Origin of the sequence: Pseudoalteromonas sp. TB25 (genome assembly GCF_000497995.1) — a bacterium.
Classification (GTDB): domain Bacteria; phylum Pseudomonadota; class Gammaproteobacteria; order Enterobacterales; family Alteromonadaceae; genus Pseudoalteromonas; species Pseudoalteromonas distincta.
In genome coordinates, this window is sequence record NZ_AUTI01000329.1 from 1 (window position 1) to 14055 (window position 14055).

Below are 14055 nucleotides of genomic sequence, written 5' to 3' on the forward strand. Positions count from 1 at the left end.
GTATGTACAAGGGGAGTAAGTAGAGATGATGTTTATCGGCATTGATATTAGTAAAGAGAAGATTGATTTATCGTGGTTGAGAGACCAACTTACAAATAAAATTAAAACAAAAGTCTTTAAAAACAAGCGCCAAGATTTTGTAACAATAGAAAAATGGCTTTTAAATACAACAAAAAGCGCTGCTAATGAGCTCGTTATCACCCTCGAACCAACGGGTGTTTATCATGAAGCACTGATGTATTTTTTATACGAGCAAGGCTTTAATATTATTTTAGCGAACCCTGGTAAAGCTAAAAAGTATGCAGACGCTTTAAACATAATTCATAAAACAGACAAATCTGATGCAACGATGCTTGCTCATTATGGCTGTGCCAAGCACGCAGTCGTTAATTATTGGCAACCTGAAGCATTAGCAATTAGAGAGCTTAAAGCCCTTATCCGTCGTTTAGATGCGCTTGAGAGTAACCGGCAACGAGAAGCGAACCGATTAGAAGCAAGTGAATTCAGCAACGTTTCTGCGCGTGTTTGCCAATCTATAAAAGTGACTATCGCGTTTTTAGACGATGAAATTAAACAACTTAAATCTGACATTGATAACCACATAGATAATGAACCTGATTTAAAAAGAAACAGGAAACTACTTGAGTCAATCCCTGGCATAGGGCCCGTATTATCGAGAGAGCTGACGTATTTGTTTGCGGCTAAAAAATTTAATAAAGCCAAAGAAGCGGCGGCTTATTGTGGATTAATCCCACGGCATAATGAATCGGGTAAATTAAAAGGGCGAACATCAATCAGTAAACTTGGCCCAGCCAGAATTCGATGTAAACTTTATATGGCAGCCGTTGTTGCTGGGCAATGGAATAAAACAATAAAACGACACAAGTTAACGTTAATAAATAATGGTAAAACACCAATGCAAGCTGTGTGTGCAAATATGCGAAAGCTAATTCATATATGTTTTGATGTAATAAAAAACCAAGAAGCGTTTAAGCTCCAAGAAAGTTAAATACGACCTTGAAGCTTAAAATGAGAGATGGTATCTACAAAACAAACACAAGCCTACACTTTGGCGGTAAACGCAGAGCTTGCTCGCGTGAAAAGCGCAGCTTTTAATTACTTAAAATAAAAACACAGTAATAAATAAGTGTAAATATATGTGTATTTTAATAGCTCACTAAGTGAGCTCTTCGAGCTCTGTAATAAGCGCTAGGGCTTGCGCGTTTGTTGACCCGCACACATCAAACGTGGCGCTAAAATCGCTACACACTTTAGGCCGACTTTCATCACCAAATAACTTACATAAATTACGTTCGTCTAGCTGAATACAGCGCTCTCCGGCTTTTTTACCATTTGGCATACCTGGAATAGGCGAACTAATACTTGGCGCAATACAACATGCGCCGCAGCCTAGCCTGCAATTCATCGATTCGGTTTTCATAATTTCCTCTGAATAAAAAACACTTACTTTAATTTCTTTTTAGGAACTTAATTAGTCGCATAGCGAGTTGTAACACACATATGTAATGCTTTGTTACATCTTAAAACAGCTTGTAAACATTTTATTGCGTATTATTGCTCTGTCACCACCAATTATGAAGGAATGCCTTGTGGCTACTACAAAACAAATAATACTCCCAATCGCTGTTTTAGCAGGCGGCATTGCGCTAGCTATAGCCTTTAAGATGATGAAACAGCCACCTGAAGAAAAGCCAGAGCAAGATTTACGTCCTTTAGTAGCAACACAAAGCGTACTTTTAGATTCTATAACGCTCGATGTTAAATCGTACGGCATTGTTAAACCCAAGTATCGTACCGAGCTAATAGCACAAGTTAGCGGGCAAGTTATTTCGGTATCGGATCAATTTGTTGAAGGCGCGTTTGTAAAGCAAGGCGATATTTTAGCACGAATTGATGCAAATGATTACGAGGCAGACTTTATTGAAGCACAAGCAGGTTTAGCACAAGCAAGCTCAGCACTTGAAATAGAACGCGCGCAAGCACATGTCGCTCAAGCTGAGTGGGAGCGCATTAAGTCAGACTCAAGCGACGCTATTGCATCAGAACTTTATTTACGAAAACCACAGCTGGCAGAAAAATTAGCGCGTTACCGCTCTGCTCAAGCAAGTGTTAAGCGTGCTAGCCGCAATCTTGAGCGTACTTATATTAAAGCCCCTTATGATGCCATTATTAATGAGCGCACAATTAGCTTGGGTTCAGTAGTAAACCCAGGTAATAGTTTTGGTGCATTGAGTGCAACCTCAGTTGCAGAGGTACGTTTACCGGTTGCCGATCAAGAACTGCAATATTTAAAAAATGGCGGCGTAGGCTCAAATGTTACATTTAACGCAGAATACGCGGGTAAGCAAACAATGTGGCAAGCCAAAGTAATTCGCACCGAAGGTGTGGTTGATCAAACAAGCCGTATGAGCTACTTGGTTGCACAACTTGCAACACCTTATGGCGATAAAACACGTCCTCTTCGTTTTGGTTCGTACATTAATGCTACCATTGAAGGCCGCCCGCTTGATAACGCAATTATTGTTGCGCACCACTTAGTTAAAGATAATAAAATTGTAATTTTAAATGACGATTTAACATTGTCGTTTAAAACCCTCAATATTATACGCGAACAAAACGGCATGATTATAGCCAGCCAAGGGTTAAACAATGGCGAGCAAATTGTTACCTCAGCGCTTGAATACCCAACTGAAGGTATGGCAGTAAAAATTGAAGATATTGCGCCTGATAAAACTGATGTAACTCAACTTGCGCTGAAAGAGGAATAATCATGAACACTCGTGAAACAGGGTTAATAGCATGGTTTGCCCGAAATCCCGTTGCAGCCAACCTACTAATGATATTTATATTAGTGGGCGGTATTTTAATGGCAATGACCATTCGCAAACAAATGTTCCCACAGTTTGAAAGCAACTGGATAAGCGTACAAGCAGTTTACCCAGGTGCAGCCCCGCAAGAGGTTGAAGAAGGCATAACCATAAAAGTTGAAGAAAACCTCGAAGGTATTGAAGGCATTAAACGCCTAATTACGTACTCTAACCGTGGTTTTTCACAAGCGTGGATTGAAATAGAAGAACAATACAATCCACAAGAAGTACTTGATGAAATTAAAGTACAAGTTGATTCAATAAACACCTTTCCTGCGGGAATGGAGCGCCCTGTTGTGCGCCGCGATAAGTTTGAGCAAGAGGTAATGATACTCGCGCTTTACGGCGACATGAGTAACTACCAGTTAAAAGAGCTTGGCAACGATATAAAAGACGAGCTACAAGCACTGCCTCACGTTAACCTTGTTAATTTTAACGGCGGCTTAGAATACGAAATTGGTATAGAAGTCAGCCCCGATAAACTGCGCGAATATGGCTTAACATTTAGAGATATTGCAGGCGCGGTGCAAAACTTTTCGGCAAATATGTCGGCGGGACAAATACGCTCTGAAAATGGTTATATTTCGATGCGTGTTGAAAAACAAGCCTACCGTGGTTTTGAGTTTGAAAAACTGCCACTTATTACCCTTGCTGATGGCGCACAAATTTATTTAGGCGATGTTGCAACTATTAATGATGGCTTTGAAGAAGGTCTACAATATTCAAAATACAATGGTAAGAATTCACTCTCGTTTGAAGTAAACGCATCAAAAGATCAAGACATTACCGATGTAGCAAAAGTACTTAAAAGCTACATGGCAACTAAAGAGCCACTTTTACCTGCAGGCGTTAAGCTCTCTCCTATTGTTGATTTAACTTACTACCTTGAAGGTCGACTCGATATGATGGTCGATAACATGATTTGGGGTGGCTTGTTAGTAATGATAGTGCTGGCACTATTTTTACCGCTACGCTTAGCATTTTGGGTAATGATGGGCTTACCGGTGTCTTTTCTGGGCGCCTTTTTGTTTATGCCTATTGGCTTTTTAGATGTAACAATTAACCTAGCCTCTCTTTTTGCCTTTATACTTGTACTCGGGATTGTTGTTGATGACGCCATAGTTGTGGGCGAGTCAGCCAGTGCCGAAATAGAAAAATACGGCCACACACTTGATAACGTAGTACGCGGTGTTAAACGTGTTGCGATGCCAGCAACCTTTGGTGTATTAACTACCATTGCGGCATTTTTACCGCAAACAATGGCAACAGGCCCTGGCGCTGCTTTTTCTAAGGCCATTGGTGGCGTGATTATTTTATGTTTGATTTTTTCACTCATTGAATCAAAACTAATTTTACCTGCGCATATTGCAGCAATGAACCCGCGTAAACCAAATCCTAAAAATCTATTACATCGCTTACGTATGGTGATTGATAGTGGTTTAAAAGGCTTTGTGAATAACTACTACCTTCCTTTTGTTGGCCGCTGTATTCACTACCGCTATACCGTAATTGTTGGCTTTATGTGTTTGCTTATTGTAAGCGCAGGTATGTTTGCAGGTGGTTTAGTTAAGTTTGTACCAAACCCTAAAATACCGCACGACTTTCCACGTATTGATATAGAGATGAACCTTGCCTCATCTGAGCAAGCAACACTTGAAACTGCACGTAAAATAGAAAGCGTGTTGTTACAGGTCGATCAGCAACTACAAGAGCAATACGGTAAACCGATGATCCGCGATTTATCGGTAAGCCTTCGCGGACGAACTGAAGCAAATATTATGGCCATTTTGGTAGAGCCTGATTTACGCCCTATCGACACCTTTGCCCTAAGTGCATTATGGCGTGAGCAAATGCCCGCTCTACCCGGCATTAAAACCATGACCATTCAAGACAGTATAATGAATGGCGGTCGAGATGATGGCGACGTTAGCTTTAAACTTGAAGGCAAAAATGCTGACGAGCTAAAAGAAGTGGCTGGTAAATTAAAAGCCAAATTACAAACAATGGAAGGCGTTGGCGACGTAAACGATTCAATGCAAAGCGCTACCGACGAAGTGCAACTTGATTTAAAACCACTCGCTTACAGCATGGGTTTAACGCTTGCTGATGTAGCGTCGCAAGTTAGCTTTAGTTACTACGGCTTAGAAGCGCAGCGAATATTGCGTGAAGGCGAAGAAATTAAAGTCATGATCCGCTATCCAGAAGACGAACGTAACTCAATAAGTGACATAGCAAGTGTGCGTATTATTACGCCTACAGGCGCTGAAGTACCGCTAAGTGAAGTAGCCGAAGTTAAGCTTGTTGACGGTGTAAACCGTATTCGCCGAGAAAACTCTAAACGCACTGTAAACGTATGGGCTGCGGTAAATACCGACAAAGCCGAACCATTTGCGATTGCAGAAGAAATTCGTGATGAATACTTACCAACATTACTTAAGAGCTACCCTGGCGTTACAAGTGATGTAGCTGGGCGCATTCAAGAAGAGATGGATAGCGCTTCAGAGCAGCTTCGTGATTTTGGTATATCAATGATGATTATATTTGCCTTGTTAGCCATTCCGCTTCGCTCTTACTCGCAGCCACTTATTATAATGTCGGTTATTCCGTTTGGTGTAGTGGGCGCGATGTTTGGGCATATGATTTTAGGTATGACCATGAGTAGCTTATCGATGTTTGGCATTATTGCTGTAGCGGGTGTGGTCGTAAATGATTCCCTCGTTATGGTTGATTTTGTAAACAAAGCACGCGCTGAAGGTGTTGCGATTAAGGATGCTGTAATGCAAGCCGGTGCTCGTCGCTTTAGAGCGATATTACTTACCTCAATCACTACCTTTATTGGTGTAATGCCAATTATTTTTGAAACGAGTTTACAAGCTAAAATTGTTATCCCAATGGCTGTATCACTTGCTTTTGGTGTGTTATTTGCCACAGTAATTACACTGATACTTATACCGTGCCAGTATGTTGCACTAGAAGATGCTAAACGATTAGTACGTAAAATGCGTGGCAAGCCACCACTAGTAGATGCCCAACCAGCGCCTACAAATAGCTAAATTAAGTAACATCCTAACCAAAAAAGCTCGGCATACTATGCCGAGTTTTTTATTTGAAATAACTATGAACCAAGTGTAAGTTATTATTTCGCATTCAAAAAAGACTTTATTAAGATGGCACAATGGCACGATGAGAAAACAAAAATCAAAGATATCTTTGATGCAATTAGAAATTTTGGATTAGTCGGTCTAATTTTTTATACATCTACAATTAGCTTTTTAAGAGCTAATTCATCTGAATCACTTAGCTACATCTACTTATCAATTAGCATTATTTTATTGTTGTTATCATTCTACTTATATTACTTGAATATTAGCTCTTTTTATAAAACAGTTAAAAGAGAATATAAAGCTAACAATGTAGGGCATCTATTCTATATTTTAATGCCAGCATTTATGCTTGTTTTAAGTATTCAAGTTTATATCCTAACTACTGTAGAAATTAAATTAAAAGATGGTAGAAACTTGAGTGAACTAACGATAAAGGACATATTAAATTTTGATAATAAAGAAATATCTTCAAGAGAATAAGTATTTGGGCTTTATTAATAATTCGATAAAAAGAGAGAAAATATTGCTCGTTTTTTATTCCTAATACGTTATTGTATTTAAATAACAAAATAAAATTAAGGAACAGCCATGAATACATCTCCCTCTGATCACATTCCTCAAGAAGCCTTTGATTGGTATGACGAATACGCCCACGGTTTAATAGACCGTCGTACTTTTATGAAAAAACTCGGAGGGCTTGCTGCACTTGGTTTTTCAATGGCTGTACTTACATCAGCATTATTACCTAATTACGCGCTGGCTGAACAAGTGTCGTTTAACGATGACGATATAACGGCAACGTACGAAGAATTCGATTCGCCAAACGGGCACGGTAAAGGCAAGGGTTACTTAGCAACCCCTAAAAACATAGAAGGTAAGCTCCCTGTTGTTCTTGTGATACACGAAAATCGTGGATTAAACCCATACGTAAAGGATGTAGCAAGACGCTTAGCGAAGGTAGGTTTTATTGCATTTGCGCCCGATGCGCTCTTTCCACTGGGTGGCTACCCTGGTAACGATGATGAAGGACGCGCTATGCAAAAAACCATGGACCGCGCTAAGATTCAAAACGATTTTGTAGCCGCAGCACACTTTTTAAAATCGCATGCTAACAGTAACGGTAAGTTAGGCGCTGTCGGTTTTTGTTTTGGTGGCTACATTGTTAATTATTTAGCGGCAGTAGATAGTAATTTAATCAGCGCCGGAGTGCCTTTTTACGGTACTCCAGCCAGCGAAAGTTTACGTAAAAACATTAAAGCACCATTAATGATTCAATTAGGCGAGCTTGATAAACGTGTAAACGCGTCGTGGCCACAGTACGAACAAGACTTAAAAACCAATAACGTTGAGTACACTATGTATATGTATAAAGGGGCAAATCATGGATTTCATAACGACTCTACAGGTCGATATGATAAGGACAATGCCGAGCTTGCATGGCAACGTACCGTTGAGTTTTTTAATAAAAAGCTAAGTTAAGCTAAGTTAGCGAATAAAAAATAATGCCACCTGCTCAAAGTAGGTGGCATTATTAAAGTACTTAGCTATTTTTTGCTTTAAACTTTTTTGCTACGCATAACTAATAACGACAACAAAACGAGTATATAAATACTCAAAGATCCACCGCTGCTGGAGCCATCTTTATTTTCGACTTTTGCAATTTTCTCTTCTTTAACACGTGTTTTAAACCTTGCTAGTTCTTCATCTAAATTAGTACTCATATCACTAACCGCTAGATTAAAACCTTCAGCCGACTTTTCAGATAACGTTTCATCAATACCTATTGCTGTTGTTCTTTTTTCAAGCTTACTTATACCAGGTGCTCTAAATAGCATTTTTCTACTTTTAATATCAAAAACAGCTGTATCCACAAAGGTTTGGATTGTATTTTCATTACCTGGAATAACGTACATACCCACTATTGTCCAATAAAGTAAGGCTGCATTATTTTCATAAGATTGCGTAATTTGATCATATGAAACCAGTGCCATTACATCTACATCGTAAAGTCGCCCTACTTGCTCGAGTGTTGCAAAACCTTCACCACCCTTTAAATAGGTGCTTGGTATAACTTCAATGCGGTCAATGTAATCATATTGAAGAAATGACTTTTTTACTTTTTCGAGTAATTCGACTTGGTTTTGGGTCTCTAACCCGTCTGGCTGCCAGTTTTTAGACGGTACAAATGCAATTCCGACGGTAACAGGGAGTTTTAAAACAGGTATTTCAGGTTTATAGGTAGCACGGCTTTGTTGATCAGGATATAAAAAATCCATTAAGCTACTAGATTGTGTATTTTTACCTGTATTGTTACTCATAAACGAGCTACAAGAAGCAAGTAAGGCCGCCATCAAAATGATTATATATTTATTAAATTTCATATTTATTCCTTTTTATTTTTAATTTAATTCAGTTACGTGCCAAAGCTCACCCGATGGTCCCCATAAGTAAATAACGCTACCCCAAGGTTCTTGCTTTATACCCTCAAAGCGGATGTCAAAACCGTTTAGGTTACTAATGAGTTCGTATGCTTCATCTATATTTAACACACAAAGTTGCAGCATTAAGTTTTCAGCAAACGTTTTATTATAATAACGCTGTAAAAAGAACGTACATTCGCCAAAGGTACACACACATAAATCATTTGAGGCATCTTCAATCTTAAATCCAAGCGCTTTATAAAAGCGCTGAGATTGCTCATAGCTTTTACAGGGAATAAAAACCCTAATATCATCAACTTGCATAACTCTTCCTTAATTAGCTCAGTACGCTTTTATCAATAATTCCTTTATTTACCAACTGCTGCAAAATTGCTTGGGATTTTGCTCTGCATGCATCACGTAGTAAACGCACCGCAGGGGTTATTGACTGCCTACTTGGGCAAATAAGCCAAAGTTCACCATTAACATGTTGATAATTTGGCATTACGGTAACCACCCTGTCGTTAAGCAAATCGTCGGCTATATCAAGTGCCGACTTTACAGCTAAGCCCTTACCCGCAACGCACCAGCGCCTTACTAAATCGCCGTCGTTTGAGGCGCGCCTGCCACCCATTTTAACTTTATATTTTGACTCACCATCACTGAATTCCCACGTATTATTTATAATATCCTGCAACTGATAAAACAAACCTTGATGCGACGCTAGATCATCAGGATGCACGGGAGTCCCGTTTTGTAAGAGGTATTCGTCAGTTGCACATAATAAGCGTGGTACGTTACAAATTTTAAAACCATAAACACTTGCATCATTAGGCGAGCCATAACGAAGTGCTATATCAACTGAGTCACGATAAAAGTCGATATTACTATCACTTATATGTGTTCGTAGGCTTAACTTAGGATAACTATCCATGAGCTCATCAATCCATGGGATCACTAAATTGCGCCCCAAATCAGATGAAAGTGCAACACGTAACTCCCCTTCGATTTCGTCATGTTCACCTTTAAGGTTTTGCTTTGCAAGTTCAAGTACTGCTAAAGCCTGCTCACATTGTGGTATGTAGCGCTCCCCAGCAGCCGATAACCTTAAATGACGTGTTGTACGAACAAATAGTTCACTACCAAGCGCAGACTCAACACGCTTAATAGCAGCGCTTGCTGTGGCTGTACGCATATCTAATTTAGCAGCTGCAAGCGTAATGCTTCTAAACTCAGCGACTTTTAAAATAAGTTTTAAATCTTCTATATTCATATTATCTATTTATATTTGATAATGATTCAATGATTATGCGATTTATTTAATGCAAAGCAAGCTGTATTATTTATACATAAAGTAAATGACGAATACTTTGTACAGCTAATCTTATTTATTTTGGAGAAACCAATGACCCACCCTATTATTAATGACTTAGAAAAGCGTTACACAGCAAAACGTTACGATGCAACGAAACGTGTATCTCAAGACGATTTAGCAGTTATTTACGAAGCTATGCGCTTATCTCCATCATCAATTAACTCGCAACCTTGGAAATTCATCGTAATTGAATCAGATGAAGCCAAAGAGCGTATGCACAGTACATTTGCTAATAAATTTGCGTTTAACCAGCCACATATTAAAACAGCGTCGCATATAATATTATTTGCTCACAACCCTAAATATACCCGCGATGATTACGCACAAGTTATTGATGCAGATATTAAAAATGGTCGTACTAAAGCAGAAAATCGCGAACAAGCTTTTGGTGCTTATGCGTTTGTTGATATGAATACTGATGAGCAAGGCGTTAATGAAGAGTGGACTAAAGCACAAACTTACATTGCACTAGGTAACACTATGCATGCCGCTGCACGTTTAGGCATTGATTCAACCCCAATGGAAGGCGTAGATGCCGAGCTGATTGGCGAAGTCTTTGAAAAAGAACTTGACGGTTACGTATGCGACGTCGCATTAGTACTTGGCTATCATGATAGCGCTGAAGATTATAATGCTAAATTACCTAAATCTCGCTTAGCAAAAGAGCAAGTTATTCAGGTTTTATAAGTAATACGTTATAAACTTAAATGATAACAATATTAAAAAACCACTTATTTAAATAAGTGGTTTTTTTGCTTTAAAGCAGTTTAACTTACTTTGCGCTGTGCAGCCTGAATGTATTGCACTAAATCTTCAATAGAAACCACGGTCATACTATGTTTATTAGCATAATCACTCACCTCAGGTAAGCGCGCCATTGAACCATCAGGATTTGTTAGTTCGCAAATTACGCCAAATGGTTTTAAGCCGGCAAGTTGCATTAAATCAACGGATGCTTCGGTATGACCGCGACGCACTAATACGCCACCCGTTTGTGCCTTTAAACCAAATACATGCCCTGGGCGCGATAAATCACTTGGTTTTGCATTATCCGCTGTCGCTGCTTTTATAGTAGTTACTCTATCAGCAGCAGACACTCCTGTTGTTACGCCATGCTTAGCTTCAATAGTGACTGTATAAGCGGTGTTATTTTGACTCGTATTGTTAGCTACCATTTGCGGTAAGTCGAGCTGTTTAATGCGCTCATCCCCCATGCATAAACAAACAATACCGCTGCCTTCGCGGATCATTTCGGCCATTTGAGAAGTCGTTAAATGCTCAGCTGAAAAAACAAAGTCGCCTTCATTTTCACGGTTTTCATCATCAACAACAAGTACGCCTTGGCCTTGCTGTAGTGCAGTGATGGCGCTTTGTACGCGGGTATGGCTTTCGCCGAATTGAGTAAGTAGAGACTGAATCATCATTATATTCCAAATAAAAATAATAGATTCAGGACTGTGAAAGGATCAGTAATACATCACTTAAATTTAAAGCGATCACTACCAAAATAGCTTAAATAAAATAACAAAAAGCACGCAGCAAAATGCAGCGCACACTGTTATACCAATAACATTAAATTAGTGACTAATTATAGCGCAAAGAAAATAGCTCACTTAACGCGATACAACGGTCATGTCTTTAATAAAATTGGTTTTAGTATAATAAGCCATATTCTCTTTCATCCGGACTGTAACCGTCGGCTCTGGCATCTCACCAGATCTGCTTGACCTTTACTTAACCTAAAATAAGTTAAATAAAGCGCTCGCGGGCTCGTTTAAGTCATAAAAAATATTAAACATACCGCCGGTGGGGAATTTCACCCCGCCCTGAGAATTTACAGTAAGCATTAGCACTTACTGTAGGCATATTATACGCTTGTATTTATTTGTTTTTCAAAACTAAATACAATAAAAACTACGAAAGTTGAATATTTAACGATGCGCGATCTACTATACCTTCGTTTATATCAGCAACTAGCGTACAGGTAGCACCATTTACCAAATTTAAGTTAGGTTGAACGTGCCCTATATCCGCATCAAAAATTACAGGAAATAAACACCCACCTAGCGCTACATCTAACGCATGGCGATAATCAAAGGCATCGTAATGACCTTGTGTTATTTCACTTCTCCCTAAAACCAAGCCATTGATATCATCAAATATTCCGGCTAATTTTAATGACAGTAAAAATCGTGCAACGGTTGTTGGTGTAAGTTCTGAGTTTTCGAGGTATAAAATAAGCCCTTCGGGCGCACTGTCCTTTTTAAACTCATGCAGCGCTAAAAATGGCGAGTCGAGCAATAAACCTACGGTATCTAAACACCCACCAAATAACCGGCCAGACATTTCTATGGTACGTTTATCTGTGTAGTTTAAACATTGCCAGTTTGTGGGCTCACTCGGGCTGAGTAATTCGTTCGGACTTTGCGCGTAATTAGGCTTATTTTTTTGGTATAAAGAAGAAGGACCTTGCTCAAATTTACTACCGGCTTCGTAGGTCAGAGTTTCAAATATTTGTAAGCTGTACGGATTTTTTTCATCTGGGTGTAACTGCATAAGATTGGCGCTGTGAAGGGTTGCCCATTGGCACTTAGCAGTGAGTGCACATGCAATAGTACTCACATCAGAAAAACCAACTAACCACTTAGGCTTTGCTTCTTTAATAGCTTTAAAATCAAGTAGTGGCAGTATTTCCATTGCCAGCTCACCACCCATTGGCGGCATAATCGCATCTATTTCATCATCTAATAAAAAACCCATTAGCTGCTTAGCATGCGCTTTAGCATTAAGCTGTTCACGTGGTTTGTTTTGACGTAAAAACTCGCCTTCAACAACATTATACCCTCGTTGTTTTAGTCCATTTATAACAATATCTAAGCGTCCGTGATACTTTTCTTTTAGCCCAGATGAAAGCGAGCAAATAGCAATTTTAGAGCCTACTTTTAAAGGCGCTGGGTAAAGTATATTAGCCATTGAGTGTTCCTTTTAATGAAGTGATTATGTACCTATATCATCATGCTTACTCTTTATGCAATATGAATACCCTTATCAGTATAGTGATTTATTTAAGGCATAAAAAAACCGATGTAAATACATCGGTTTTTATTTAAAACGTTAAAGTGAGTTATGCGTTAAAGATACTCAACTTCAATGATTTCGTACTCAACGATACCTTTTGGCGTTTGGATAGACACTGCATCGTCTACTTGTTTACCAATTAAGCCACGTGCAATCGGTGAATTAACAGAAATTAAGTTGTTTTTAATATCTGCTTCATCATCGCCTACAATACGGTATTTCACTTCAGCATCCGTATCTACATTTACTATAGTTACGGTAGTACCAAAAATAACTTTGCCCGTATTTGGCATTTTAGTTACGTCGATTATCTGAACATTTGAAAGTTTAGCTTCAATTTCTTGAATACGACCTTCACAAAAACCCTGTTGCTCACGTGCAGCGTGGTACTCAGCGTTTTCTTTTAAGTCACCGTGTTCACGCGCAACAGCAATGTCGGCTATAATTTTTGGACGGGTAACTGTTTTTAATTCGTTAAGCTCTTTGCGCAGTAAATCTGCGCCACGAACTGTCATCGGAATTGATTGCATACTTTTCTCACTTAACACCAAGGCCCTAGTTGGCCTTGGCACATTTCCTTAGTTCAATCGCAGGTGTAGCTCTTGAACTGACGTTACTTTACTACGGTCATCTGCTTTGTTAGCAGTACAGTTAGCAAAAGCCGCGTTCAAGGTTGTCGTATAGTTGGTTTTATTTTGCAATGCACCACGACGTAACACCTTCGAATCTTCGATCGCTTGGCGACCTTCGGTGGTATTAACGATATAGCTGTACTCTTTATTCTTGATATAATCAAGAATATGCGGGCGGCCTTCATATACTTTGTTTACACGTCGTACTTCAATGCCAGCTTCTTCAAGAGCTTGTGCCGTGCCACCCGTTGCGTCAAGTTCAAAACCTAAGTCGGTCATAATCTTGGCTAATTCAACAATGCGTGGCTTATCGCTATTACGAACAGATAATAACGCGCGACCACCGCGTGGTAAAGTGTTGCTTGCACCTAATTGTGCTTTTGCGAATGCTTCGGCGAAAGTATCACCAACACCCATCACTTCACCCGTTGAGCGCATCTCAGGGCCACGAATTGGATCCACACCCTGAAACTTAGCAAATGGTAAAACAACTTCTTTAACGCTGTAATAAGGAGGGATCACTTCTTTAGTAATACCTTGGCTTGCCAAAGACTGACC

The 14055-nt window shown here is 39.4% G+C and carries 13 protein-coding genes, 1 pseudogene and 1 riboswitch; of the genes and pseudogenes, 6 read left to right on the plus strand and 8 right to left on the minus strand.

Annotated features, from left to right (window positions below):
• The first annotated feature begins 25 nt into the window (after positions 1-25).
• Positions 26-1009, plus strand: a complete 984-nt coding sequence (locus L652_RS0112720) for an IS110 family transposase (RefSeq protein WP_024597427.1) — start codon at positions 26-28, stop codon at positions 1007-1009.
• Between the two features lie 168 nt (positions 1010-1177).
• Here the strand turns inward: L652_RS0112720 and L652_RS0112730 are convergent, their stop codons facing one another.
• The gene (locus L652_RS0112730) at positions 1178-1441 is read right to left on the minus strand and encodes a YkgJ family cysteine cluster protein (protein ID WP_008134548.1); all 264 of its coding nucleotides are present in this window, start codon (positions 1439-1441) and stop codon (positions 1178-1180) included.
• 169 nt (positions 1442-1610) lie between these two features.
• Here L652_RS0112730 and L652_RS0112735 point away from each other — a divergent pair, with 169 nt between their 5' ends.
• The 4 genes from L652_RS0112735 to L652_RS0112750 all read left to right on the plus strand — a co-directional run bounded on the left by L652_RS0112735 (position 1611) and on the right by L652_RS0112750 (position 7471).
• Positions 1611-2789, plus strand: coding sequence for an efflux RND transporter periplasmic adaptor subunit (locus L652_RS0112735; protein ID WP_024597428.1), 1179 nt, complete (start codon positions 1611-1613; stop codon positions 2787-2789).
• 2 nt (positions 2790-2791) lie between these two features.
• On the plus strand, positions 2792-5941 hold the full coding sequence (locus L652_RS0112740) for an efflux RND transporter permease subunit (protein WP_024603485.1): 3150 nt from the start codon (positions 2792-2794) through the stop codon (positions 5939-5941).
• Between the two features lie 114 nt (positions 5942-6055).
• On the plus strand, positions 6056-6472 hold the full coding sequence (locus L652_RS0112745) for a hypothetical protein (RefSeq protein WP_007581892.1): 417 nt from the start codon (positions 6056-6058) through the stop codon (positions 6470-6472).
• 108 nt (positions 6473-6580) lie between these two features.
• Positions 6581-7471, plus strand: a complete 891-nt coding sequence (locus tag L652_RS0112750; RefSeq protein ID WP_024597429.1) for a dienelactone hydrolase family protein — start codon at positions 6581-6583, stop codon at positions 7469-7471.
• Positions 7472-7548: 77 nt separating this feature from the next.
• Here the strand turns inward: L652_RS0112750 and rhlP are convergent, their stop codons facing one another.
• Genes rhlP through L652_RS0112765 form a run of 3 tightly spaced genes read right to left on the minus strand, consistent with a single transcriptional unit; the run spans position 7549 to position 9685 of the window.
• Positions 7549-8373, minus strand: coding sequence for a rhombotarget lipoprotein (gene rhlP / locus L652_RS0112755; protein WP_024597430.1), 825 nt, complete (start codon positions 8371-8373; stop codon positions 7549-7551).
• Positions 8374-8391: 18 nt separating this feature from the next.
• Positions 8392-8736, minus strand: a complete 345-nt coding sequence (locus L652_RS0112760) for a lactoylglutathione lyase (RefSeq protein ID WP_024597431.1) — start codon at positions 8734-8736, stop codon at positions 8392-8394.
• A gap of 13 nt (positions 8737-8749) precedes the next feature.
• A complete protein-coding gene (locus tag L652_RS0112765; RefSeq protein WP_024597432.1) occupies positions 8750-9685 on the minus strand; it encodes a LysR family transcriptional regulator in 936 nt (311 codons plus the stop codon).
• Positions 9686-9817: 132 nt separating this feature from the next.
• Between L652_RS0112765 and L652_RS0112770 the strand changes: the two genes are divergently transcribed.
• Complete coding sequence (locus L652_RS0112770; protein ID WP_004335410.1) at positions 9818-10474, plus strand: nitroreductase family protein; 657 nt, start codon at positions 9818-9820, stop codon at positions 10472-10474.
• An 80-nt stretch (positions 10475-10554) separates the two neighbouring features.
• Here L652_RS0112770 and ribB read toward each other — a convergent pair whose 3' ends face one another.
• The 4 genes and pseudogenes from ribB to carB form a co-directional block, all read right to left on the minus strand.
• On the minus strand, positions 10555-11208 hold the full coding sequence (ribB, locus tag L652_RS0112775; RefSeq protein ID WP_024597433.1) for a 3,4-dihydroxy-2-butanone-4-phosphate synthase: 654 nt from the start codon (positions 11206-11208) through the stop codon (positions 10555-10557).
• A gap of 245 nt (positions 11209-11453) precedes the next feature.
• Positions 11454-11625: riboswitch (FMN riboswitch) on the minus strand.
• A gap of 76 nt (positions 11626-11701) precedes the next feature.
• Positions 11702-12760 (minus strand): S66 peptidase family protein, encoded by a 1059-nt coding sequence (locus L652_RS0112780; protein WP_024597434.1) that lies wholly within the window; start codon positions 12758-12760, stop codon positions 11702-11704.
• 158 nt (positions 12761-12918) lie between these two features.
• Complete coding sequence (gene greA / locus L652_RS0112785) at positions 12919-13395, minus strand: transcription elongation factor GreA (protein WP_004335404.1); 477 nt, start codon at positions 13393-13395, stop codon at positions 12919-12921.
• A 48-nt stretch (positions 13396-13443) separates the two neighbouring features.
• Positions 13444-14055, minus strand: a pseudogene (gene carB / locus L652_RS0112790) (carbamoyl phosphate synthase large subunit); the annotation flags it as partial.

Bases quoted from the DNA above. Each gene is read 5' to 3' on its own strand.
- rhlP (WP_024597430.1), bottom strand. From the start codon at position 8,373: ATGAAATTTAATAAATATATAATCATTTTGATGGCGGCCTTACTTGCT.
- L652_RS0112730 (WP_008134548.1), bottom strand. From the start codon at position 1,441: ATGAAAACCGAATCGATGAATTGCAGGCTAGGCTGCGGCGCATGTTGT.
- ribB (WP_024597433.1), bottom strand. From the start codon at position 11,208: ATGATTCAGTCTCTACTTACTCAATTCGGCGAAAGCCATACCCGCGTA.
- L652_RS0112720 (WP_024597427.1), top strand. From the start codon at position 26: ATGATGTTTATCGGCATTGATATTAGTAAAGAGAAGATTGATTTATCG.
- L652_RS0112760 (WP_024597431.1), bottom strand. From the start codon at position 8,736: ATGCAAGTTGATGATATTAGGGTTTTTATTCCCTGTAAAAGCTATGAG.
- L652_RS0112770 (WP_004335410.1), top strand. From the start codon at position 9,818: ATGACCCACCCTATTATTAATGACTTAGAAAAGCGTTACACAGCAAAA.
- L652_RS0112780 (WP_024597434.1), bottom strand. From the start codon at position 12,760: ATGGCTAATATACTTTACCCAGCGCCTTTAAAAGTAGGCTCTAAAATT.
- L652_RS0112745 (WP_007581892.1), top strand. From the start codon at position 6,056: ATGGCACAATGGCACGATGAGAAAACAAAAATCAAAGATATCTTTGAT.
- greA (WP_004335404.1), bottom strand. From the start codon at position 13,395: ATGCAATCAATTCCGATGACAGTTCGTGGCGCAGATTTACTGCGCAAA.
- L652_RS0112750 (WP_024597429.1), top strand. From the start codon at position 6,581: ATGAATACATCTCCCTCTGATCACATTCCTCAAGAAGCCTTTGATTGG.
- L652_RS0112740 (WP_024603485.1), top strand. From the start codon at position 2,792: ATGAACACTCGTGAAACAGGGTTAATAGCATGGTTTGCCCGAAATCCC.
- L652_RS0112765 (WP_024597432.1), bottom strand. From the start codon at position 9,685: ATGAATATAGAAGATTTAAAACTTATTTTAAAAGTCGCTGAGTTTAGA.